The organism is Enterovirga sp., from assembly GCF_035325185.1.
Taxonomy (GTDB): domain Bacteria; phylum Pseudomonadota; class Alphaproteobacteria; order Rhizobiales; family Beijerinckiaceae; genus Enterovirga.
Map to the genome: position 1 here is coordinate 1 of NZ_DAOLAJ010000067.1, position 21,378 is coordinate 21,378.

Annotated in this window: 24 protein-coding genes and 1 pseudogene; 17 read left to right on the forward strand and 8 right to left on the reverse strand. The window is 69.1% G+C overall.

Annotation, left to right across the window (positions count from 1 at the left end):
- From PKD06_RS13220 to PKD06_RS13230, 3 genes and pseudogenes are all read right to left on the reverse strand, one after another.
- A pseudogene (locus PKD06_RS13220) lies at window positions 1-273 on the reverse strand (DUF2493 domain-containing protein); the annotation flags it as partial.
- Window positions 252-635 carry an AAA family ATPase gene (locus PKD06_RS13225; protein ID WP_324380776.1) on the reverse strand — a complete coding sequence of 128 codons (384 nt, stop codon included), beginning with the start codon at window positions 633-635 and terminating at the stop codon, window positions 252-254. The gene PKD06_RS13225 and the pseudogene PKD06_RS13220, both read right to left, overlap by 22 nt.
- Window positions 636-747: 112 nt before the next feature.
- Window positions 748-990, reverse strand: a complete 243-nt coding sequence (locus tag PKD06_RS13230; protein ID WP_324380819.1) for a tyrosine-type recombinase/integrase — start codon at window positions 988-990, stop codon at window positions 748-750.
- Between PKD06_RS13230 and PKD06_RS13235 the strand changes: the two genes are divergently transcribed.
- Window positions 907-1,080, forward strand: a complete 174-nt coding sequence (locus tag PKD06_RS13235; protein ID WP_324380777.1) for a hypothetical protein — start codon at window positions 907-909, stop codon at window positions 1,078-1,080. The genes PKD06_RS13230 and PKD06_RS13235 overlap by 84 nt on opposite strands.
- Window positions 1,081-1,553: 473 nt before the next feature.
- Entirely contained in the window at window positions 1,554-2,552 is a 999-nt protein-coding gene (dusA, locus tag PKD06_RS13240; RefSeq protein WP_324380779.1) for a tRNA dihydrouridine(20/20a) synthase DusA, read from the forward strand.
- Between the two features lie 25 nt (window positions 2,553-2,577).
- Here the strand turns inward: dusA and PKD06_RS13245 are convergent, their stop codons facing one another.
- A complete protein-coding gene (locus PKD06_RS13245) occupies window positions 2,578-2,895 on the reverse strand; it encodes a hypothetical protein (protein ID WP_324380781.1) in 318 nt (105 codons plus the stop codon).
- Window positions 2,896-3,193: 298 nt separating this feature from the next.
- Between PKD06_RS13245 and PKD06_RS13250 the strand changes: the two genes are divergently transcribed.
- The 9 genes from PKD06_RS13250 (at window position 3,194) to PKD06_RS13290 (ending at window position 11,472) form a co-directional block, all read left to right on the forward strand.
- Window positions 3,194-4,030, forward strand: a complete 837-nt coding sequence (locus tag PKD06_RS13250) for a universal stress protein (RefSeq protein ID WP_324380783.1) — start codon at window positions 3,194-3,196, stop codon at window positions 4,028-4,030.
- A gap of 116 nt (window positions 4,031-4,146) precedes the next feature.
- Entirely contained in the window at window positions 4,147-5,169 is a 1,023-nt protein-coding gene (gene dgcN / locus PKD06_RS13255; protein WP_324380784.1) for an N-acetyltransferase DgcN, read from the forward strand.
- A gap of 68 nt (window positions 5,170-5,237) precedes the next feature.
- Window positions 5,238-6,698: an MFS transporter gene (locus PKD06_RS13260; RefSeq protein ID WP_324380787.1), complete on the forward strand. Its 1,461-nt coding sequence runs from the start codon at window positions 5,238-5,240 to the stop codon at window positions 6,696-6,698.
- Window positions 6,699-6,705: 7 nt separating this feature from the next.
- Window positions 6,706-7,341 carry a 7-carboxy-7-deazaguanine synthase gene (gene queE, locus PKD06_RS13265; RefSeq protein WP_324380788.1) on the forward strand — a complete coding sequence of 212 codons (636 nt, stop codon included), beginning with the start codon at window positions 6,706-6,708 and terminating at the stop codon, window positions 7,339-7,341.
- 21 nt (window positions 7,342-7,362) lie between these two features.
- Window positions 7,363-7,716 carry a 6-carboxytetrahydropterin synthase QueD gene (gene queD / locus PKD06_RS13270; protein ID WP_324380790.1) on the forward strand — a complete coding sequence of 118 codons (354 nt, stop codon included), beginning with the start codon at window positions 7,363-7,365 and terminating at the stop codon, window positions 7,714-7,716.
- Between the two features lie 14 nt (window positions 7,717-7,730).
- The gene (folE, locus tag PKD06_RS13275; protein ID WP_324380792.1) at window positions 7,731-8,351 is read left to right on the forward strand and encodes a GTP cyclohydrolase I FolE; all 621 of its coding nucleotides are present in this window, start codon (window positions 7,731-7,733) and stop codon (window positions 8,349-8,351) included.
- An 85-nt stretch (window positions 8,352-8,436) separates the two neighbouring features.
- A complete protein-coding gene (locus tag PKD06_RS13280; RefSeq protein ID WP_324380794.1) occupies window positions 8,437-8,742 on the forward strand; it encodes a hypothetical protein in 306 nt (101 codons plus the stop codon).
- Window positions 8,743-8,833: 91 nt separating this feature from the next.
- Window positions 8,834-10,999 carry a molybdopterin oxidoreductase family protein gene (locus tag PKD06_RS13285; protein ID WP_324380796.1) on the forward strand — a complete coding sequence of 722 codons (2,166 nt, stop codon included), beginning with the start codon at window positions 8,834-8,836 and terminating at the stop codon, window positions 10,997-10,999.
- A gap of 116 nt (window positions 11,000-11,115) precedes the next feature.
- Window positions 11,116-11,472: a hypothetical protein gene (locus PKD06_RS13290; RefSeq protein ID WP_324380798.1), complete on the forward strand. Its 357-nt coding sequence runs from the start codon at window positions 11,116-11,118 to the stop codon at window positions 11,470-11,472.
- 6 nt (window positions 11,473-11,478) lie between these two features.
- Here the strand turns inward: PKD06_RS13290 and purN are convergent, their stop codons facing one another.
- The gene (purN, locus tag PKD06_RS13295) at window positions 11,479-12,081 is read right to left on the reverse strand and encodes a phosphoribosylglycinamide formyltransferase (RefSeq protein WP_324380800.1); all 603 of its coding nucleotides are present in this window, start codon (window positions 12,079-12,081) and stop codon (window positions 11,479-11,481) included.
- Window positions 12,082-12,085: 4 nt separating this feature from the next.
- Complete coding sequence (gene purM, locus PKD06_RS13300; protein ID WP_324380802.1) at window positions 12,086-13,150, reverse strand: phosphoribosylformylglycinamidine cyclo-ligase; 1,065 nt, start codon at window positions 13,148-13,150, stop codon at window positions 12,086-12,088.
- A 212-nt stretch (window positions 13,151-13,362) separates the two neighbouring features.
- On the opposite strand from purM, the gene PKD06_RS13305 reads away from it, so the two are divergent.
- The 5 genes from PKD06_RS13305 (at window position 13,363) to PKD06_RS13325 (ending at window position 19,602) form a co-directional block, all read left to right on the forward strand.
- Entirely contained in the window at window positions 13,363-13,893 is a 531-nt protein-coding gene (locus tag PKD06_RS13305; RefSeq protein WP_324380821.1) for a CDP-alcohol phosphatidyltransferase family protein, read from the forward strand.
- 85 nt (window positions 13,894-13,978) lie between these two features.
- Window positions 13,979-15,094 carry an AI-2E family transporter gene (locus PKD06_RS13310; RefSeq protein WP_324380804.1) on the forward strand — a complete coding sequence of 372 codons (1,116 nt, stop codon included), beginning with the start codon at window positions 13,979-13,981 and terminating at the stop codon, window positions 15,092-15,094.
- A gap of 1 nt (window position 15,095) precedes the next feature.
- Entirely contained in the window at window positions 15,096-15,779 is a 684-nt protein-coding gene (locus tag PKD06_RS13315) for a DnaA/Hda family protein (protein WP_324380806.1), read from the forward strand.
- Between the two features lie 42 nt (window positions 15,780-15,821).
- Complete coding sequence (locus PKD06_RS13320; RefSeq protein ID WP_324380808.1) at window positions 15,822-18,104, forward strand: RNA degradosome polyphosphate kinase; 2,283 nt, start codon at window positions 15,822-15,824, stop codon at window positions 18,102-18,104.
- Window positions 18,105-18,132: 28 nt separating this feature from the next.
- Window positions 18,133-19,602, forward strand: coding sequence for a Ppx/GppA phosphatase family protein (locus PKD06_RS13325; protein ID WP_324380811.1), 1,470 nt, complete (start codon window positions 18,133-18,135; stop codon window positions 19,600-19,602).
- A 7-nt stretch (window positions 19,603-19,609) separates the two neighbouring features.
- Here PKD06_RS13325 and rnd read toward each other — a convergent pair whose 3' ends face one another.
- Together rnd and PKD06_RS13335 are read right to left on the reverse strand one after the other, a co-directional pair.
- Entirely contained in the window at window positions 19,610-20,770 is a 1,161-nt protein-coding gene (gene rnd / locus PKD06_RS13330; RefSeq protein WP_324380813.1) for a ribonuclease D, read from the reverse strand.
- A 51-nt stretch (window positions 20,771-20,821) separates the two neighbouring features.
- A complete protein-coding gene (locus PKD06_RS13335) occupies window positions 20,822-21,007 on the reverse strand; it encodes a hypothetical protein (RefSeq protein WP_324380815.1) in 186 nt (61 codons plus the stop codon).
- Window positions 21,008-21,192: 185 nt separating this feature from the next.
- Here PKD06_RS13335 and PKD06_RS13340 point away from each other — a divergent pair.
- Window positions 21,193-21,378 (forward strand): OB-fold nucleic acid binding domain-containing protein (locus tag PKD06_RS13340; protein WP_324380817.1); only part of this gene is annotated, 186 nt, incomplete at its 3' end.

Here is a 21,378-nt window from a genome sequence, read left to right on the forward strand (position 1 = left end):
CGCGAGGTTTTCCTGAATCCCGGTGCCGGGGAAGACGAGGACACCGACCGGGAGGATGTCGAGCACGGCGTCGTTGCGCTTGAAGGGCGCCGCCTTGCCGTGTTTCGCCCAGTCGGGCCGGAAGGCGATTTGCGGCACCTTGCTGCTGTCCGCCCATCGGGAGGCGATCAGTTCGGCGCCCTTTGGAGAGCCGCCGTGCATCAACACCATCTCCGGGTACTTGGTGCGGACTTGGTCGAGCCGCCTCCAGATCAGACGATGATCGTTGAAGTCGGTTCTCCGGACTGCTTCAGGAGGCCGATGGAGGCCGATCCCAGCAGCAGGAAGCGGCCGGCTTTCCGGCCGCGGCGGCGTCCGCGATCGATCAGCCCACGCAAGTTCTGGAACAGATTGGGGAGCCGATGCACCTCGTCCAGGATGACGAGCTTGTCCTCGTGCTCGGCCAGATAGAGTTCCGGCTCGGCAAGCCGGGCGCGATCGGCGTCGGATTCGAGATCGAGATAGATCGACGGGCGGCTTTCGGCGATCTCGAGCGCGAGCGTGGTCTTGCCGACCTGACGGGGGCCGAGGAGGGTCACGGCGGGCGTGCTGTCCAGGAGCTCAACGAGCTCGGTCGTGATGCGGCGCTCAATCATCCTTGCAATTATGGAATTCTAGTCCGAATTTGCAAGGATGACGTCCCGTCGGCCTCATGACCATGAACAGAGCGACCATGTCAGACTTTCGCTTGGCAACGCTCGGCCCGGTTCAAGCTGCCCGCGCGGCCGCCAGCGCGTGCAGCGCCTCGGGCTTGAGGCGAGTGTACCGGCGGAGCATCTTCCAGTCCGTGTGGCCGGTGACGAGCGCGACTTGCTCGATGGTGAAGCCCGCCTCGAACAGCCGGCTGGTGCCTTCATGGCGTAGATCATGGAAGTGGAGATCGTCGATCTCGAGGTCGCAGCAGCCACGTCGGAAGGCCGTGCCGATCGACCGGCCATTATAGGGGAATATGCGATCATCCTCGTTGCTGCGGATGGCGCGCTGCTCCTCGACGAGGGCCCAGGCGTCGTAGCCGGTGGCGGCGAAGAGGGGATGCGTTGATGGTTGCCGGCCTTGTTGCGCGGGTCTTTACGGTCTCGGATGGTCAGCATCTTAGTGCGCGCCCCGATATCGGACCACCTCACGCTGCAAATCTCGTCCTGCCGCATCGCGGTGGCGACGGCGAAGCGGATGGTGCGACTGACGGGCGCGATCCGGAGGGGTTTCCCCTCGAAATGCGCGATAAGGCGGTCGAGCTCGTCCTGCGTCGGGCGTCGATCCCGTTCCTTGCCCTTGGCGCTCGGCCTCGATGGTCCACCGTCGCGCATCCTCCCGGCGCAGAAAGGTCTCGCTCACGTAGCGTCCTTTGCGTCGGATCTGGACGCGCCAAGACCCGGAGGAGAGCTTCGTGAAAGTGGCCATTTTCGTGTGCGCTCCGTGTGCACTGAGGCGTCGAAACGTGGCGAAATGCGGCGTGCCGGGGCGTATAAAAGTGCACACGAAACGCCGCGTGTGCACTGAATTATAATGGAAAAATGCTGGAATATCAATCACATAGATTCTCTATTGCGCCCATGATGGACTGGACGGACCGTCATTGCCGCGCCTTCCATCGCGTCCTCACGCGCAGGACGCTGCTCTACACGGAGATGGTCACCACGGGGGCCGTGATCCACGGGCCGCGGGAGCGGCTTCTCGGCTTCGATGCGTGCGAGCATCCGCTCGCCCTGCAGCTCGGCGGCTGCGATCCCGGCGATCTCGCGCGCGCGGCCCGCGTCGGGGCCGATTGGGGTTATGACGAGATCAATCTGAATGTCGGCTGCCCCTCGGACCGCGTGCAGAACGGCCGCTTCGGCGCCTGCCTGATGCGCGAGCCGGCTCTCGTCGGCGAATGCGTCGCTGCCATGAAGGCGGCCGCGACGGTCCCGGTCACGGTGAAATGCCGCCTCGGCGTCGATGACCAGAAGATCGAGGAGGCGCTCGATGCGGTCGCCCGATCCGTCTTTTCGGCAGGCGCGGATGGACTGATCGTGCATGCCCGCAAGGCGTGGCTCCAGGGATTGTCCCCGAAGGAGAACCGGGACGTGCCGCCGCTGGATCACGGCCGGGTCCACCGGCTGAAACGCGCCTGGCCGGACCGGATCGTCGCCATCAACGGGGGAATCGCGACGATCGAGGAAGCGCGCGCGCAACTCGCCCATGTGGACGGGGTCATGATGGGCCGCGCGGCCTATGGCGAACCCGCGCAGCTCCTGCGGGCCGATCCCCTCCTGTTCGGGCAGGCCGCCCCCGCGGCCGATCCCTTCGAGGCGGCGGAACTCTTCGCGCCCTATCTCGCGGCGCGGCTGGGGGAGGGGATCCGCCTGCACGCCATGACGCGGCACATGCTCGGGCTGTTCAACGGCCGGCCCGGCGCGCGGGCCTATCGCAGGCACCTCGCGACGGCCGGGACGCGGCCCGATGCCGATCTCGGGACGTTCCGCGAGGCCGTCGCGCTGGTCTCGCGCGGCGAGCCGGAGCCGCTGGCCGCCTGAGAAACCTTGCGGATCGGGGGGCGTCTCAGCCCACCCGCGGCGCCAGCTCGTCGAAGGAGGGACGCGAGAGGCGCCAGGGACGGGCGGTCGAAAGGAGGGAGACCTCGGAAGGGCGCAGCCTGCGGGCCGATCCGTCGACATTGATCTCGGCGATGTTCAGGAAGCCGAAGACTTGCAGGCGCGAAGCCAGGGCTTTCGTCTCCCGGTCCTCGGCCGCAACCATCAGGGCGCCGTTCGTATAGACGGTATCGAGAAGTCCTTTCTGCTCGGTGGTGCTGGATTTCACCGCGCGCGGTCCGGGAAAACGAATGACGTTGGTGGACGTCATCGCGACAGAACTCATGGACGCAACTCACTGGAACGATTCGGTTCGCGCAAATTGCGCGCAAGAACTTAAAGTGGGGCTAACTACGCGGCCAAGGCGGAGGCCATGACGGCCTGATCTTGCCCGGTCGCCTTTTGCCGCTTTCGCCTGATGCTGCCCCGCACGATGTGCTAGAATGGCCGAAACCGCGCGACGGCGGGAAAAGGGGAGGTTTTTCGACCGCGAGTGGCCTTGCGGTCGCGAATCTGGTGTTTCGCGTCATCCGGCGCCGTCCTTGCGGTGCCGGGGCGTTCATTACCTTGAGGAGAACCGGGCCATGCTGAACCTGCTCGTCCCGACCGAACCGCACGATGTCATGGCCTCCGTCCTTCAGACGGCCCTGCTCTGTCAGAAGCGCTTCGAGAGCTATGTCGAGAGCTTCGCGCTCCGGCCCGCGATCCCCGACTACGTGCCGATCGACATGGTCTCCGGCCTCGCCTGGCATGTCGACGAGAAGGCGGACGAGGATGCGCGGCGGGAATCGCATGCCATCTTCACGAAATTCGCCGAGGAGAACAGCCTGCCGGCCGCCCGTCCGGGCATCGTCGAGCCGGGTTGGGGCTGGCATCCCAAGGCGCCGGCGGGGGATGCCTTCCTGGCGAGCCATGCCCGCATCTTCGACCTCATCATTCTCGGCCGCCCGGTGGCGGGCAAGGCGGTGCCCTCCATGGCGACGCTCGAAGCCGCGCTTTTCGAATCCGGGCGCCCCATCCTGATCGCGCCGCCGACGCCGCCCGCCGGCCTCGGCGACACGGTGGTGATCGCCTGGAACGGCTCGTCCGAGACGGCGCGCACGGTCGCCTATGCGGGACCGTTCCTGCGCAAGGCGAAGCGGATCCTCGTCCTGACGATCGAGGGCTGGACCAACCAGGGGCCGACCGGGGAGCAGCTCGCCATGTCGCTCCGCCGCAACGAGGTCGCGGCCGAAGCGGTCCATGTCGCGGCCGGCCGGCGCACCATGGGCGAGACCATCCTGGAGGAGACCGCGGCGCTCGGCGGCGACCTTCTCCTGAAGGGAGCCTATACGCAGAGCCGCCTGCGCCAGATGATCTTCGGCGGGGCGACCGCCCATGTCCTCGCCGAGGCCGAGGTCCCGGTCCTGATGGCGAATTGAGGCCGCGCGATCGCGCGGCCTCCCGCGAATCCGGCGGGCCTGCCGCATCGCGAATGGATGCTGCCTTTGCTGCCGAACCCTCCTAGAAAGAGAGCGTCGCCCGCGAGACGGATGCCATGCAGATCGACCCTCCCTATCTGATGTTCCTCGGCGACGTGCCGGACAAGCTCGCGGCCAAGACCGCCTACGGCATCGTCGACTGGCGTCGCGAATGGTGTCTCGGCCAGGTCAGGCTGCCGGGCTGCCAGGCCGATCTCAGCCTTCCCGACGTCACGGTGAAGGATGCCCATGCCAAGGGCGCGAGGACCATGATCGTCGGCATCGTCAATGCCGGCGGCGTGCTCAATCCGGGCTGGGTGCCGACGATCGTCGAGGCGCTCGAAACCGGCATGGATGTCGCGAGCGGCCTCCATATCCGCCTCGATTCGAACCCCGAGATCGCGGCGGCCGCGAAGGCGCATGGGCGCAAGCTGCACGACGTGCGCATGTCCGACCAGCATTTCGCCACCGGCAAGGGAACGAAGCGGCAGGGCCGGCGCCTCCTCACGGTCGGGACGGATTGCTCGGTCGGCAAGAAATACACGGTCCTCGCGCTGGAGAAGGTCATGCGCGCCCGCGGCCTCGACGCCGATTTCCGCGCGACCGGCCAGACGGGCGTCTTCATCTCCGGCCGGGGCGTCGCGATCGACGCCGTGGTGGCCGATTTCATCTCGGGCGCCGTCGAATGGATCTCGCCCGCCGCCGAGTCGCCCGACCATTGGGACCTCGTCGAAGGGCAGGGCTCGCTCTTCCACCCCTCCTTCTCGGGCGTGACGCTCGGCCTCCTGCACGGGGCCCAGCCCGACGCCTTCGTGATCTGCCACGAGCCGACCCGCAAGACGATGCGCGGCGTCCAGCATCCGCTGCCCTCCATCCAGGAGGTGATCGACCTCACGATCCGCTGCGGGCAACTCACGAACCCGGCCATCCGGCCGGTCGGGATCGCCGTCAACACCCAGGCGCTCGGCGAGGAGGAGGCTCGTGCCTATCTCGCCGGCCTCGAGAAGGAGTACGGCCTGCCGGCGACCGACCCGATCCGCTTCGGAGTTGAGGGGATCGTCGACCGCGTGGTCGCCGACTTCCCCGCGACCCCGGCCTGAGATCTGTCGAAAGGGATCGTTCCGCCCGCCCCGGCGGGCCTCGGCCGCATGCCCGAAAGGACCTTGAGATGACGGACCCGACCGGGCCCGCGCCGGTTCGCCCGCAGCTCGGCCCGGCGGATATCCGCTCGATCTTCGTCGGCATGATGCTGGCGATGTTCCTGTCGGCGCTCGATGCGACGATCGTCGCCACCGCCATGCCGACGATCGGGCGCGACCTCGGCGATGCCCGGCACCTGCCCTGGATCGTCACCGCCTACCTGCTTGCTTCGACCGCCGTGACGCCGCTCTACGGCAAGTTCGCCGACATGCGCGGGCGGCGCGGCACGATGCTCTTCGCCATCGGGCTGTTCATCCTGGGCTCGATCGCCTGCGCGCTCGCGCCCTCGCTTCCGCTCCTCGCCCTGGCCCGGGGGCTCCAGGGACTCGGGGGAGGGGGCCTGATGGCCCTCGCCCAAACGATCATCGCCGATGTCGTCACGCCCCGGGAAAGGGGGCGCTACCAGGCCTATTTCAGCGGCGTCTTCGCCGGGGCGAGCGTGCTCGGCCCGGTGCTCGGCGGCTTCTTCGCGCAGATGCTGCACTGGTCCTGGATCTTCTGGATCAACCTGCCGCTCGGGCTCGTCACCTTCTGGCTGATCAACGGCCGCCTGAAAATGCTGCCTCGGCACGACCGGCGCCACCGGCTCGACCTGCCCGGCGCGATCCTGCTCGTCTGCGCGACGACGACCCTCATGCTGGTGGTGAACTGGGGCGGCCATGCCTATCCGTGGCTCTCCGTCCAGGTGCTCGGCCTTGCCGGCGTATCCCTCGCCGTCTGGGCCGCCTTCTTCTTCCGCATCTCCACGGCCGGCGAGCCGCTGATCCCGATCGCGGTCCTCGCCGATCCGATCGTCGCGGCGGCGACGTTCTCGGGCGCCATCTGCGTCGGGGTCAATATGGGCCTCGCGATCATGATGCCGATCTTCTTCGAGACGAGCCTCGGCTTTTCCGCGCGGCAATCGGGCCTCGCCCTCATTCCCCTGATGATCGGCGTGCCGCTCGGCGCGGCGATCTCGGGGCGCAGAATGGCGGCGGTGGCGCGCTACAAGCGCCTGCCGGTCGTGGCGCTCTCCGTCTCCATCCTCGCCCTCGCCTGCTTCGCGGCGCTCGCGGGCAGCGCCCCGTTCTGGCTCTGCGCGATCCTCCTTTTTTTCACCGCCTTCGGCATGGGCACCGTCATGCCGGTGGCGACGGTCGCCATGCAGAACGCCGTGCTGCTTCATCACCTCGGCACCGCCACCGCGACCATGAATTTCGTCCGGCAACTGTTCGGAGCGATCACCGTCGCCATCTTCGGGGCGATCGCGCTCGGCGGGGGCGGCGGCCTCGGCATCGAGGCGCTGGAGACGCACGGCACCGTCGATCCCGGCCTGTTTCGGGTCGTTTTCGTGCTGGCCGTGGTCCTCCTGTGCGTCGCCTATGCCATCTTCTGGGTGATGGAGGAGAGGCCGCTGCGCGGGCGCGCGCCGGCGGGCACGAAGGAGTGAGGCGCGGGTGAGACGCTACGCCGTCAAGGAGATCTTCCACACGCTCCAGGGCGAGGGCCTTCAGGCGGGCCGCGCCGCCGTCTTCTGCCGCTTCGCGGGCTGCAATCTCTGGAGCGGGCGCGAGGCGGATCGCGCAAGCGCGGCCTGCCGCTTCTGCGACACCGATTTCGTCGGCGCCGATGGCGATGGCGGCGGCCATTTCCGCGGTGCCGAGGCGCTGGCCGGGGCGATCGAACGCTGCTGGGGCGCGGGCGTCGAGCGGCGCTTCTGCGTGCTGACGGGCGGCGAGCCGCTGCTCCAGGTCGACGAGGCGCTGGTCGAAGCGCTCCATGTGCGCCGTTTCGAGATCGCGGTCGAGACGAACGGCACGCTCGCGCCGCCGCCGGGGCTCGACTGGATCGCGGTCAGCCCCAAGGGGGAGGCGCCTCTGGTCCTGACGCGGGGGAACGAGCTGAAGCTCGTCTTTCCGCAGGAGGAGGCGCCGCCCGAGCGCTTCGTCGACCTCGCCTTCGACCATTTCAGCCTCCAGCCGATGGACGGGCCGGACCGCTTGCGGAACACCGAGTTGGCGGTCGCCTATTGCAAGGCGCATCCGCGCTGGCGCCTGAGCGTGCAGACGCATAAATGGCTCGGCATCCGGTAGGATCGCGCCAAAGATCACGCCATGAAGATCACGCAGGCTTTCACCTTCGAGGCGGCCCACCGCCTTCCCCGCGTGCCCGAGACGCATCGCTGCTTTCGGATGCACGGCCATTCCTATCGGGCCGAGCTGGCGCTCGAAGGGCCTGTCGATCCGGTGACGGGATTCGTGATCGATTTCTTCGAGGTCGAGGCGGCCTTCGCGCCGCTCCTCGCCCGGCTCGACCACCATTGCCTGAACGAGGTCGAGGGCCTGGAGAATCCGACTGCGGAGCATATCGCGATGTGGATCTGGCAGCGCGCCAAGCCGCTGCTGCCTCTGCTCTGCTCGGTGCGCGTCTACGAGACGCCGCAATGCTGGGCGGAATATCAGGGTTGAGCGAGGCCGGTTCCATGAGCGAGTTCACCGCAACGTCCCCGGCCGCGCCGGAAGGGGAGGAGCCGTCCGGCCGCCCGACCCGCGAGCAGGCGGAGGAGGCGGTCCGCACGCTGATCCGCTGGGCGGGCGACGATCCCTCGCGCGAGGGGCTCGCCGACACGCCGGCGCGCGTCGCGCGGGCCTACGAGGACTGGTTCTCGGGATATCGCCAGGACCCGGCCACCTTCCTCGGCCGCACCTTCTCGGAGATCGCCAAATACGACGAGATGGTGATCCTGAAGGACATCCCGTTCTCCTCCCATTGCGAGCACCACATGGCCCCGATCACGGGCCGGGTCCATGTCGGCTACCTGCCGCGCAAGCGGGTCGTCGGCATCTCGAAGCTTGCGCGGCTCGTTCAGGCTTTCGCCCGCCGCCTTCAGATCCAGGAGCGGCTCACGGCCGAGATCGCAGATGCCCTCCAGCGGGAGCTTCAGCCGCTCGGCGTCGCGGTGATGGTCGAGGCGACCCATGCCTGCATGACGACGCGGGGCGTGAATGCGCGCGAGGCCGTGATGACCACGAGCCGCATGCTCGGCATCTTCCGCGACAATGCCAAGACGCGCGGGGAATTCCTGGCGGCGATCGGCAAGTGAGGCAGCCGGCTGCCTGCGGCAGGATTGTCACCTTCGCGGCCCTTGCCTTTGCTAGGGTGAGGCCGGAATTCGGCGGGAGAGTGGATTGACGACACGGCTGAACCAGCTTCGCCCGGCCCTGGCGGCGCTCGCGCTCGCCGGCGCGATGGGCTCGGCGCCGGCTTTCGCCGACGGGACTCCCTATTACGGCTTCTCCGGCTATTTCGGCGGCCCGGCGGCCTATTACACCTACGACACGGACGTGCAGCAGGCGACGCGCCTCAATGGCGGCCAGGGGGATTTCGGCGTGCGCGTCTACACGCCCGGCGGCCCCTTCTGGACCTACAAGGCGCACGGCCGGACCGGCCTGCCCTATCGCCGGCGCGCCGGCCCCATCCGCGCGAGGGGATAGCCTCTTGCGCGCAAGCCTGCCGCGAGGGCCGCGCCCTTCACCGGAGGGGCGCGGGGGCTCATAAGGGCACGATCCTTGCCCGGAGCCGTTCATGAACCTCCTGCCCCTCGCCAGGAAGCACCGCTCGACCTGTCCGCATGATTGCCCCTCGACCTGCGGCCTCGAGGTCGAGGTGCTGGACGGGCGCACGATCGGGCGCGTCCGGGGCGCGGAGGATCACAGCTACACGGCGGGCGTCATCTGCGCGAAGGTCGCGCGCTATGCCGAGCGCATCCACCATCCCGGCCGGCTGCTGAAGCCGCTGCTGCGGACGGGGCCGAAGGGATCCGGGCAATTCCGGGAGATCGGCTTCGAGGAGGCGCTCGACCGGGTGGCCGGGGCGTTCCTCGCCGCCGAGCGGCGTCTCGGCTCCGAGGCCGTCTGGCCCTATTACTATGCCGGGACGATGGGCCACGTGATGCGCGACGGCATCAACCGGCTGCGCAACGTCAAGCGCTATTCGGGCCAGTATTCCACCATCTGCACGACCTCCGCCTGGACGGGCTTCCTCGCCGGCACCGGGCGCCTCGCCGGGGTCGATCCGCGCGAGATGGGCCGCTCGGATTGCGTCGTCATCTGGGGCACCAATCCGGTCCACACCCAGGTCAACGTCATGACGCACGCCCTTCGGGCCCGCAAGGAGCGGGGCGCGAAGATCGTCGCCGTGGACGTCTACGAGAACCCGACCGTGAAGCAGGCCGATCTCGGCCTCGTGCTCCGGCCCGGGACGGACGGGGCGCTGGCCTGCGCGGTCATGCACGTCCTCTTCCGCGAGAACCTCGCCGATCGCGGCTATCTCGCCCGCTACACGGATTGCCCGGACGATCTCGAGGCGCATCTCGCGGCCCGCACGCCCGAATGGGCCGCCGTCATCACCGGCCTCGCCGTGGAGGAGATCGAGTCCTTCGCCCGGCTCGTCGGCACGACGAAGCGCAGCTTCTTCCGCCTCGGCTACGGCTTCGCGCGCAGCCGCAACGGCGCCGTGAACATGCATGCGGCCCTCTGCATCCCGGCCGTGACCGGCGCTTGGCAATACGAAGGGGGAGGGGCCTTCCACTCGAATTCGGGCATTTTCGGCCTGGAGAAGGGCACCGTCGAGGGGCTCGACAGGCTGGACCCGGGCATCCGCGTCCTCCAGCAGACCGAGATCGGCCGCGTGCTGACGGGAGACCCCGAGAGCCTGCGCCACGGGCCGCCCGTGACCGGCCTCCTCGTGCAGAACACCAATCCGGTCTCCATCGCGCCCGAGCAGGAGCTGGTGAAGAGGGGCTTTGCCCGCGAGGATCTTTTCGCCTGCGTGCACGAGCAGTTCATGACCGAGACGGCCATGATGGCGGATGTCGTGCTGCCGGCCACGATGTTCCTGGAGCACGACGACATCTATACGGGCGGCGGGCAGCAGCATCTCGGTCTCGGCCTCAAGGCGATCGAGCCGCCCGGCGAGTGCCGCTCCAATCACGAGGTGATCTGCGGCCTCGCGCGGCGTCTCGGGGCTGAGCACCGGGGCTTCCGCATGAGCGCGCGCGAGTTGATCGACGACCTGCTGCGGGCTTCCGGCCACGGCACGCTGGCGGAGATGGAGGAGGATACCTGGCACGACAAGCAGCCGCCCTTCGAGCGCGCCCATTATCTCGACGGCTTCGGCCATGCGGACAAGAAGTTCCATTTCCGGGTCGACTGGCCGAAGGTGCCCAACGGCAATATCGGTCTCGTCGGGCCGGCCGCCGACCTGCCGGAACTGCCCGATCACTGGCGCGCCATCGAGGAGGCGACGCCCGAGCATCCCTTCCGCCTCGCGACGAGCCCGTCCCGCTCGTTCCTGAACTCGACCTTCACCGAGACGCCGGGCTCGCTCGACAAGGAGAAGCGGCCCGAGGTGATGATCCATCCGGGCGACGCGGCGCGGCTCGGCATCGCCGGGGGCGACTGGGTGCGGCTCTCCAATCTCCGCGGCGCGGTCCTGATCCGGGCGCGTGTCACCGCGGGCGTGAAGCCGGGCGTCCTGATCGCCGAATCCATCTGGCCCAACGCCGCCTATCCCGACGGGCGCGGCATCAACACGCTGACGGGCGCGGACCAGATCGCCCCCTTCGGCGGCGCGGCCTTCCACGACAACCGGGTCTCGGCCGAGCGCGTCGCGCCCGAGAAGATCGTCTGGCCGGGCGGGGAGCAGCAGGTGCGCCGGCAGAAATTCCCGGGACAATTGGCGCTCGCGTAGCTCCTCCTCTCGGTTTCCGTGCTCGCGATGCCGGGAAAACTGGCGGCGCAGCGTGATCGCTGCCATGAACGCCCCTTTCGGGTCTGCCACGGACCCTCCTCCTTCCGGGATTTCCGATGCCGAATGTCTTCGTCCGCTCCTGCCTCGCGCTCGCGCTCGCCCTTCCCGGCGGCGCGGCCCTCGCCGGCGCTTCCTCGACGCCCTTCGGATATGCGCCGAATCCGGCCATGATGCGCGAGAGCCCGGCCCAGCTCGAGGCGCGGATCCGCCGCTCCTGCATGTCCACGCAGGCCCAACTCCAGAACGTGCCCGAATCGCGCGTGCGGCGCGGGTGCGGCTGCTACGCCTCCCGCGTGATCCGCAGCCTCGACGCCAACGAACTGATGGCCTACCGCACGACGGGCGTCTTCAACGACAGCGCCCGCGTGAAAGCCTTCGCGGCCCTCGACGGATGCGGCCTGCGCCGTCCGTGAGGTCCCTCAGGGGACGGATTTGGGACCGAGGCTCGCCGCCACTTCGGCGAGCGCCTTCGGATAGAGCGCGTGCTCGGCGCCGAGCACGCGCGCGGCGAGGCTGTCCGCATCGTCGCCCGGCAGGATCGGCACGCGCGCCTGCGCGACGACCGGGCCCGAATCGAGTTCGGGCACCACGAAATGCACCGTGCAGCCATGCTCGGCATCGCCCGCGGCGAGGGCCCGCTCATGCGTGTCGAGCCCCTTGTACAGGGGCAGGAGCGAGGGATGGATGTTCAGCATCCGGCCCCGCCACGCCTCGACGAGGCCGGGGGTGAGGATGCGCATGAAGCCCGCGAGGCAGACGAGGTCGATCGCATGGGCGGCCAGCACGCGGCCGATTTCCGCATCGAAGGCGTCCCGGTCGGGGAAGTCGCGCTGGCGGAGGGAGGCTGTCGGGATGCCGGCCGCGGCGGCGGTCGCGAGGCCGGCGGCTTGCGGCCTGTTCGAGAGGACGAGGGCGATTTTGGCCGGATAGCCGGGCTCGCGCGCGGCCTCGATCAGCGAGGCCATGTTCGAGCCTCGCCCGGAAATCAGGATCGCGACCCGGAGGGGCGGGCTTGCGGGCATGGCGTCAGAGCGCGAGCGCGCCGGCATAGGCGACGCGGTCGGTCGCGGCCGGCACGATCTCGCCGAAGACGATCGGCGCCTCGCCCTCGCGGGCCAGGATGTCGCGGACCGGATCGGCGTCGCGCCGGTCCACGATCGCGACCATGCCGATCCCGCAATTGAAGGTGCGCAGCATTTCCCGCTCGGCGATGGCGCCGGTCGCGGCGAGCCAGCCGAAGACCGGCGGCACCGCGACGGCCCGCAGGTCCAGCCGCGCGCCGAGCCCCTCGGGCAGCACGCGGGGAAGGTTGTCGGGAAAGCCGCCGCCGGTGACATGGGCCAGCGCCTTGATCCGCGCCCCCGATTTCAGGGCGGCGAGGAGCGGCTTCACATAGATGCGCGTCGGCTCGAGCAGCGCCTCTCCCAAGGTCCGGCCGGGCGCGAAGGGAGCCTCGGCGTCCCAGCCGAGGCCCGAGCGCTCGACGACGCGGCGCACGAGCGAGAAGCCGTTGGAATGCACGCCCGACGAGGGAAGGCCGAGGACCACGTCTCCCGGCCTGATGCCGGCATGCGGCAGCAGCGTGCCGCGCTCGGCCGCGCCCACCGCGAAGCCGGCGAGGTCGTAGTCGGCGCCGCCGTAGAGACCCGGCATCTCGGCCGTCTCCCCGCCGATCAGCGCGCAGCCCGCCATCCGGCAGCCTTCCGCGATGCCCCGGACGATCGCCGCGCCCGTCGCCGGATCGAGCCGGCCCGTCGCGAAGTAATCGAGGAAGAACAGGGGCTCGGCGCCCTGCACGACGATGTCGTTCACGCACATCGCCACGAGGTCGATGCCGATCGTGTCGTGGCGCCCGGTCTCGATGGCGATCTTGACCTTGGTGCCCACGCCGTCGTTGGCCGCGACCAGGATCGGGTCCCGGAACCCTGCCGCCTTGAGGTCGAAGAGGCCCCCGAAGCCGCCGATCTCCGCCTCCGCCCCGGGCCGGCGGGTCGCGCGCACCAGCGGCTTGATCGCATCGACCATCGCATTGCCCGCATCGATGTCGACGCCGGCCTGCGCATAGGTAAGGCCGTCCTTCGCGTTGCTCACCGGAGGTCCCGCCTGTCCATGGTCGCCACTTTTCTCGCTCACGGGGGCGGAGTAAGGGTCGGACCGTCAGGGCGCAAGGTCGAGGAGGGCCCGGAGGGCTTTGTTGCCACGTCGAATCCGTCATGAGGTCCCTTCGGCCGCGGGCTTCCCGAAGCTCCCGGCGGCGGGAATCCGCCATGTCCGCTGAAGGGGATCCCGGTGCGGGCGGGGCGATGACGATCCCGAATCTCATCACCATCGCCCGCCTCCTCCTGGTGCCGCTCGTGGTGGTCGCGATCGGGCAGGGGTTCTGGACGCTCGCCTTCATCCTCTTCGTCGTGGCGGGGATTTCGGATGCCGCCGACGGCATCATCGCGCGGCGCTTCCATCTGGGCAGCGAGCTGGGCGCCTATCTCGACGCCATCGCCGACAAGGCACTGCTCGTCTCCATCTACGTCACGCTTTCGATCACGGGGACCCTGCCGGGATGGCTCGCCGTCGTCGTCGTCTCGCGCGACGCGATGATCGTCTCCGCCGTCCTGGTCTCGCGGCTGATGGACAAGCCCGTCGAGATCAAGCCGCTCTTCGTCTCGAAGGCCAATACCGCCGCCCAGATCGGCTTCGCCGCCCTCGTGCTCGGCGCGATGTCGGCCGGGATCGCGCCCGGCTGGTGGCTGGTGGCCGGGATGCTTGCCGTCACGGCCTTGACCCTCCTCTCCGCGGCTGCCTATCTCGCGGCTTGGCTCAGACATATGGCGGGCTAGAAGTTCCGCGAATCCTCGCCGAATGTCGCGGCGCGGGGCTCGCGAAGTCTGGACGCGAGACGATGGCGAGGGTGAGGCTCCGGTGATGCAACGCCAGTTCGCGTTCTGGGCGGGGCTGCTTCTCGCCACGGTGCTCGTGCTCTACCTCCTGAGCGACATCCTGCTGCCCTTCGTGGCGGGAGCTGCCATCGCCTATCTGCTCAATCCCCTCGCCGGCCGGCTCGAGCGCCTCGGGCTCGGCCGCCTCGGGGGCACGATCATCATCCTGGCGGTGTTCCTGCTGGTCCTGCTGGTTGCGCTGGGGGTTCTCGTTCCGCTGGCTGCGCGGCAGGTGGTCGGCTTCGCGGAGCAGTTTCCCGGCTATGTGGACAAGCTCCAGGCCCTGGCCCTGAAGCACGGCGGCCCGCTCATCGAGCGGTTCGGCGGGCACGATGCGCTCCTCCAGCTCCAGCAATCCATCGGCAACCTCGTCGGGCAGGGGGCTGCCTGGGTCGCGGCTTTCGCGCGCTCGCTCTGGACGGGCGGCAAGACGATCATCGGCATCGTTTCGATCCTCGTGGTCACGCCCGTGGTAGCCTTCTACCTCCTGGTCGACTGGGACCGGATGATCGCGACCATCGACCGCTGGGTGCCGCCCCGGCACAGGGAGACCGTCCGCCGGCTCGCCCGCGAGATGGACAAGGCGGTGGCCGGCTTCGTGCGCGGGCAGACGGCCGTCTGCCTCCTTCTCGGCGCCTATTATGCGACCGGGCTGACGCTGATCGGGCTGAATTTCGGCGCGACCATCGGCATGCTGGCCGGCCTCATCAGCTTCATCCCCTATGTCGGCTCGCTGACGGGCCTGCTCCTCGCGATCGGCGTCGCGCTCGTTCAGTTCCTGCCCGACTGGACCTGGGTGCTGGCGACGCTCGGCGTGTTCATGCTGGGCCAGTTCGTCGAGGGCAACATCCTCTCGCCGAAGCTCGTCGGCGCCTCGGTCGGCCTGCATCCGGTCTGGCTGATGTTCGCCCTCCTGGGCTTCGGCTCGGTGATGGGATTCGTCGGGCTCCTCGTCGCGGTGCCGCTGGCGGCGGTCATCGCGGTGCTCGGGCGCTTCGCCGTCCAGCGCTACCAGGAGAGCCCGCTCTATCTCGGGCCTCCCGATCCGCCGCCACCCGCGCCGCGGGCCCTGATCGAGGCGCAGCCCCGCCGCGAGACCTGACGTGGCGCGCCAGCTCGTCCTCGACCTTCCCGTCACGCCAGCCTACGGCCCCGAGGATTTCCTCGTCAGCGCATCGAACGAGCGCGCCTTTCGGCTCGTCGAGGCATGGCCCGACTGGCCGGACCGGCTGCTGCGCATCGAGGGGCCGCAAGGCAGCGGCAAGAGCCATCTCGCCGCGATCTGGGCCGGACGCGCCGAGGCGGCGATCCTGCCCGCGGCCTCCGTGACGGCGCGGCGCGTGCCCGATCTCGCGGCGCTCCCGGCTTTGGTCCTGGAGGATCTCGACCGCGGCCTCGGGCCCGAGGGGGACGGCGCGCTCTTCCATCTCGTCAACCTCGCCCGCGAGCGCGGGAGCCATCTCCTCGTCACCAGCGCGCGACCGCCCGAGCTTTGCGGTCTCGCGACGCCCGACCTCCTCTCGCGCCTGCGCCTCGCGCCCTCCGTCACGATCGGGGCGCCCGACGACGCGCTGCTGCGCGCGGTGCTGGTCAAGCTGTTCCACGATCGCCAGATCGCGGTCGAGGCGGCGGTGATCGATTTCGTCGCGGGCCGCATGGAGCGCTCCTTCGCGGCGGCGCAGGCGATCGTCGCCGAGATCGACCGCGAGGCCCTCAGCCGAAATCGCCGCGTGACGCGGCCCATCGCCGCCAATATCCTCGGCGGACGCCTCCAGGAGGGTCCGTGAGGCGGAACCTTCATCCAGCTGTCACATCGAGGTCCTAGCGCGATGGCCAAGGCCGCACGAAAGCAGGGGGAAGCGGTGGTGTCGGATCAGGATCCCGAGGTTTCGGCGCCGGCTGAGATCAAGGCGCTCGAGCTGAAGGAGGTGCCGCGGCCGAAGCCCGTCGAGGCCAACCCGCAGGAGGGCGAGGCGCTGCGCAACTCGCCCGCGCGCTTCGTCAACCGGGAAATCTCCTGGCTCCAGTTCAATCGCCGCGTGCTGGAGGAGGCGTCGAACACGAACCATCCCCTGCTCGAGCAGCTTCGCTTCCTGTCGATATCGGCCTCGAATCTCGACGAATTCTTCATGGTTCGCGTCGCGGGCCTGCGCGGCCAGGTCCGCTCGGGGGTCTCCGTCCTGTCGCAGGACGGGCTGACGCCGGTCGAGCAGCTCGCCAGCATCGCGACGGAGGCGTCCAGCCTCGCGCGCGACCAGCAGCGGCGCTGGAGCGAGCTTCAGCCGCTGCTCTTCGAGAACGGCATCGTGCTGGCGGCGGGCAACGAACTGACCAAGGCCGAGCTAAGCTGGCTGGAGGAGCATTTCCTCAACTACATCTTCCCCGTCCTGACGCCGCTCGCGGTCGACCCGGCCCATCCCTTCCCCTTCATCCCCAATCTCGGCTTCTCGATCGCCCTCAAGCTGGTGCGCAAGAACGACGGGCGGCCCATGAACGCCCTCATTCGCCTGCCGGCCAAGATCGACCGCTTCATTCGCCTGCCGGATCTCGCCCAGACGGGTGGGTCGCGCTTCATCGCGCTCGAACAGGCGGCGGTGCTGTTCACGGGGATGCTCTTTCCCGGCTACACCGTCGAGGGGCAGGGCGCCTTCCGCATCATCCGCGATTCCGACATCGAGATCGAGGAGGAGGCCGAGGATCTCGTCCGCCTCTACGAGACCGCGCTCAAGCGCCGCCGGCGTGGCAGCGTGATCCGCCTCGAGGTCGAGGCGAAGATGCCTGACGACCTCGCCCATTTCGTTGCCGAGGAACTTGATGCGACGGCCGAGGAGATCTTCGACGTCGAGGGCATGCTCGCCCTGAACGAGCTGTCGCAGCTCGTCGGGCTCAACCGGCCGGACCTGAAGTTCAAGCCCTACAATCCGCGCTTCCCCGAGCGCATCCGCGAGCATGGCAGCGATTGCTTCGCGGCGATCCGGCCCAAGGACATCATCGTCCACCACCCCTACGAATCCTTCGACGCGGTGGTGCTCTTCCTCCAGCAGGCGGCGCGCGATCCGAACGTGATCGCGATCAAGCAGACCCTCTACCGGACCTCCTCGGATTCCCCCATCGTCAAGGCGCTGTCGGAGGCGGCGGAGGCCGGCAAGTCGGTGACCGCGCTCGTCGAGCTGAAGGCGCGCTTCGACGAGGAGGCGAATATCCGCTGGGCGCGCGACCTCGAGCGGGCGGGCGTCCAGGTCGTCTACGGCTTCGTCGAGCTGAAGACGCATTCCAAGCTGTCGCTCGTCGTGCGGCGCGAGGGCGGCCAGCACGTCACCTATTGCCATATCGGCACGGGCAACTACCACCCGATCACGGCGCGCATCTATACGGATCTGTCCTTCTTCACGGCCAATCCGGCCATCGGCCGCGACGTCGCGCGCGTCTTCAACTTCATCACCGGCTATGCCGAGCCGGACGAGCTGGAGCTGATCGCCATCTCGCCCGTGAACCTGCGCAAGCGCCTCCTCAAGCGGATCGACGAGGAGATCGAGCACGCGAAGGCCGGACGTCCCGCCATGATCTGGGGCAAGTGCAACTCGCTCGTCGACCCGGAGATGATCGACGCCTTCTACCGGGCGAGCCAGGCGGGCGTTCAGGTCGATCTCGTCGTGCGCGGCATCTGCTGCCTGCGCCCCGGCCTGCCGGGGCTGTCCGAGAACATCCGCGTGAAGTCGATCATCGGCCGCTTCCTCGAGCACAGCCGCATCTATTGCTTCGGCAACGGCCACGGGCTGCCCCATCCCGAGGCCCGGATCTACATCTCCTCGGCCGACCTGATGTCGCGCAACCTCGACCGCCGCGTGGAGGCGCTGGTGCCGATCCTCAATCCCACCGTCCACCAGCAGGTGCTCGACCAGATCATGCTCGCGAACCTGCTCGACAACGAGCAGAGCTGGGAGGTCTTGCCCAGCGGCGCGAGCGCGCGTATCCGTCGCCGGGAGGGCGAGGAGCCGTTCAACGCCCATCGCTATTTCATGACCAATCCCAGCCTGTCGGGCCGGGGCAAGTCGCAGACGAAATCGAAGCCACGGTCGCTCCCCAAGCGTGGCCGCCCTTCCCGATCCTGACCCGCAGCCCCGTCAGCGAAGCGAAACGATGCGTCCGGTCGCCATCATCGATATCGGCTCGAACTCGGTGCGGCTGGTCCTCTACCACCGCCATTCGCGCTCGCCGACGCCGCTCTACAACGAGAAGCTGCTCTGCGGCCTCGCGCGCGGCGTCGCGACGACGGGCCGCCTGCCGGAGAGCGGGGTCGCACGCACGCTGGAGGCGCTCGCCCGCTTCCGCAAGCTCTGCGAGATGGCTGATGTCGCCTGGGTGCGCGTGCTCGCGACCGCCGCCGCGCGGGACGCCGAGAACGGGCCGGCTTTCCTGGCCGCGGCCGAGAGGGCCTGCGGCTATCCGGTCGAGCTTCTGACCGGCGCGCGCGAGGCCGCCCTGTCCGCCCTGGGCGTCGTCTCGGGCTTCGACCGGCCGGACGGGATCGTCGGGGATCTCGGCGGCGGCTCGCTGGAACTCGTCGATCTGCGCGAGGGAGTGGTGGGGGAGGGCGTTACCCTGCCGCTCGGCGGGCTGGTCCTCACCGATCTCGCGGGGGCCTCGCCCAAGAAGGCCGCCCGGATCGCCCGCGAGGCGCTGGCGGACCTTCCCCTCCTGCGCAACCTCGCCGGCCGGACCTTCTACGCGGTCGGCGGCACCTGGCGGGCTCTCGCCAAGGTCCAGATGGCCGAGCGCGATTATCCGCTGCGGGTGATGCACGGCTATGCGCTGGAGATCGGCGACGGCTTTACCCGGATGCTCGAGCGCACGGCTTCGCTCGTGAGGACGGAGGTCGATATCTCGGCCGAGCGGCGTCCGCTCCTCGTCTACGGCGCGGTCGTGCTCGACGAGATCGCGCGGATCGGCAATCCGGCCGGGATCGTCGTCTCCGCTCTCGGGGTGCGCGAGGGCCTTCTCTACGAGGGGCTCAGTCCGGCCGAGCGCGCCAGCGACCCGATCCTCGTCTCCGCCGCCGAGTTCAACGAGCTGCGCTCGCGCTCTCCCCGGCACGGCTACGAACTGATCGAATGGACGGATGCGTTCATGCGCGCGCTCGGCGCCGCCGAGACGGAGGAGGAGGTGCGGCTGCGCCACGCGGCCTGCCTGCTCGCCGATATCGGCTGGCGCGCCCATCCCGATCATCGCGGCGAGCAGAGCATCGCCTTGATCTCGCAATCGGCCCTGCAAGCGGTTTCCCATCGCGGGCGCGCCTATATGGCGATGGCGGTCTATTTCCGCCACGAAGGCCTGTCCTTCGACAGGGTCTCGCCTGCCATTGCGAGCATCGCGGGCGAGCGGCTTCTCTTCCTGGCGCGGCTTCTCGCGGCCCTGATGCGGGTTGCCTATCCGATCTCGATCTCGGTCAGCGGCATCCTGCCCCGCGCGCCGCTGCGGGTCGATGCCGACGGCACGCTCTTCCTGAGCTTGCCGGCCGACCTCGCGCCCCTTGCCACCGAGCGCCTCGCCAACCGTTTCAAGGCGCTCGGCAAGCTGCTCGACCGCGCCACGCGGATCGAGGTGGAATAAGGGTCCCTCAGGCCCGCTCGCCCCGGTCGAAGGTGACCACCCGGCCGCGCTCGATCGAAAGCCCCACGGCGCCGCTCTTCAGCGCGAGCGCCTTCTCCCCGAAGACCTCGCGCCGCCAGCCCGCGAGCGCGGGGACGGAGGCGGTGTCGCTCGCGGCGATCTCCTCCAGATCGTCGACGCCGGCGATGAGCTTGGGCGCGACTTCCTCGTTCTCGGCGACGGCCCGCAGCAGGACCTTGAGAAGCTCGACGGTCGCGGCATTGCCCGAGCGGCCGCGCGGGCGCTGCGCCTGGGGCAGGGTCGCGGGATCGAGGGCGAGGCCCCGCTCGACGGCGGCGAGGATCTCCTGGCCGGTGCGCGAGCGCTCGAAGCCGTTGGGGATGGTGCGCAGCCGCCCCAGCGCCTCGACGCTGCGCGGCGCCGCCACCGCGACGTCCAGCACCGCCTCGTCCTTCAGCACGCGGCTGCGGGGCACGTCGCGGCCCTGCGCCTCGCGCTCGCGCCAGGCGGCGACCTCCATCAGCACCGCGATCTCGCGCGGCTTGCGGATCCGGCCCGAGAGCCGGACCCATGCCTGGGCGGGATCGTTCCGATAGGTGTCGGGGGAGGTGAGGATCCACATCTCGTCGTCGAGCCAGTGCGAGCGGCCGGTCTTCTCCAGGCGCTCGCGCAATTTCTCGTAGACCGGCACGAGATGGGTCACGTCCGAGAGCGCGTAGGAGGTTTGGGCCTCGCTGAGCGGCCGGTGCGACCAGTCGGTGAAGCGGGAGGATTTGTCGATCCGCGCCTTGGCGAGATCGTTGGCGAGCTGCTCGTAGGAGACCGAATCGCCGTAGCCGCAGACCATCGCGGCGATCTGGGTGTCGAAGAGGGGCGCGGGGATCACCTCGCCGAGATTCCAGATGATCTCCAGATCCTGCCGCCCCGAATGGAAGACCTTCACGACGCGCGGGTCGGCCATGAGGTCGAGAAAGGGCCGCAGGCTGATCCCCGGTGCCAGGGGATCGACGAGAATGCCCGGATCGCCCGGCCCCGCCATCTGGATCAGGCAGAGGCGCGAGTAATAGGTCGTCTCGCGCATGAATTCCGTGTCGACCGTCACGAAGGGGAGCGCGGCGAGCCTCGCGCAGGCGAGTTCCAGCGCGGGCGTCTCGGTGATGAGCTGCATGGGCCCGCTATAGCCGAGCCGCACGCGCTTCGCGACGGAGAAGCGTCGCCCTCATGCGCTTTTCGGCCGGACCGGCCGGATGACGCGCTTGTGGGTGGGGCCCGACCTGCCCTCGCCGGCGATCTCGGCCTCGAGGTCGCGCAGGCGCAGGCTGACGGCGCCCGGCGCGCGGCCGTTCACGGTGAAGGCGGAGGCCGTGCAGGCGAGCAGGATGAGATGACGCAACAGGAGGGGCATGACCGAAGGTTCGCGAGAGGCCGCCGGGGTATGACCGGGCGGTGAATCGGACCTTTCGGATTTGAGTTAACGTCGTGCGGCCGGCGCATGCCTCCCCGTCGCCTTGCCTCTCCGGCCCGCACTGCTTGACATGAGGGCGGCCCCATGGTCGGAGCCCGGCTTCTCCGAAAGCAGCCTTTCGAGCCATGCACGCCTATCGCAGCCACACCTGCGGCGCCCTGCGCCCGTCCGACATCGGCAAGAGCGTCCGCCTTTCGGGCTGGTGCCATGTCATCCGCGACCATGGCGGGGTGCTCTTCATCGACCTGCGCGACCATTACGGCCTCACGCAATGCCTGGTCGACCCGGATTCTCCGGCCTTCCGGCTCGCC

Bases quoted from the DNA above. Each gene is read 5' to 3' on its own strand.
- PKD06_RS13285 (WP_324380796.1), top strand. From the start codon at position 8,834: ATGAACCTCCTGCCCCTCGCCAGGAAGCACCGCTCGACCTGTCCGCAT.
- PKD06_RS13290 (WP_324380798.1), top strand. From the start codon at position 11,116: ATGCCGAATGTCTTCGTCCGCTCCTGCCTCGCGCTCGCGCTCGCCCTT.
- dgcN (WP_324380784.1), top strand. From the start codon at position 4,147: ATGCAGATCGACCCTCCCTATCTGATGTTCCTCGGCGACGTGCCGGAC.
- folE (WP_324380792.1), top strand. From the start codon at position 7,731: ATGAGCGAGTTCACCGCAACGTCCCCGGCCGCGCCGGAAGGGGAGGAG.
- rnd (WP_324380813.1), bottom strand. From the start codon at position 20,770: ATGCAGCTCATCACCGAGACGCCCGCGCTGGAACTCGCCTGCGCGAGG.
- PKD06_RS13245 (WP_324380781.1), bottom strand. From the start codon at position 2,895: ATGAGTTCTGTCGCGATGACGTCCACCAACGTCATTCGTTTTCCCGGA.
- PKD06_RS13235 (WP_324380777.1), top strand. From the start codon at position 907: ATGGAAGTGGAGATCGTCGATCTCGAGGTCGCAGCAGCCACGTCGGAA.
- PKD06_RS13225 (WP_324380776.1), bottom strand. From the start codon at position 635: ATGATTGAGCGCCGCATCACGACCGAGCTCGTTGAGCTCCTGGACAGC.
- PKD06_RS13260 (WP_324380787.1), top strand. From the start codon at position 5,238: ATGACGGACCCGACCGGGCCCGCGCCGGTTCGCCCGCAGCTCGGCCCG.
- PKD06_RS13335 (WP_324380815.1), bottom strand. From the start codon at position 21,007: ATGCCCCTCCTGTTGCGTCATCTCATCCTGCTCGCCTGCACGGCCTCC.
- purN (WP_324380800.1), bottom strand. From the start codon at position 12,081: ATGCCCGCAAGCCCGCCCCTCCGGGTCGCGATCCTGATTTCCGGGCGA.
- PKD06_RS13305 (WP_324380821.1), top strand. From the start codon at position 13,363: ATGACGATCCCGAATCTCATCACCATCGCCCGCCTCCTCCTGGTGCCG.
- queD (WP_324380790.1), top strand. From the start codon at position 7,363: ATGAAGATCACGCAGGCTTTCACCTTCGAGGCGGCCCACCGCCTTCCC.
- PKD06_RS13325 (WP_324380811.1), top strand. From the start codon at position 18,133: ATGCGTCCGGTCGCCATCATCGATATCGGCTCGAACTCGGTGCGGCTG.
- PKD06_RS13320 (WP_324380808.1), top strand. From the start codon at position 15,822: ATGGCCAAGGCCGCACGAAAGCAGGGGGAAGCGGTGGTGTCGGATCAG.
- PKD06_RS13310 (WP_324380804.1), top strand. From the start codon at position 13,979: ATGCAACGCCAGTTCGCGTTCTGGGCGGGGCTGCTTCTCGCCACGGTG.
- PKD06_RS13250 (WP_324380783.1), top strand. From the start codon at position 3,194: ATGCTGAACCTGCTCGTCCCGACCGAACCGCACGATGTCATGGCCTCC.
- dusA (WP_324380779.1), top strand. From the start codon at position 1,554: ATGCTGGAATATCAATCACATAGATTCTCTATTGCGCCCATGATGGAC.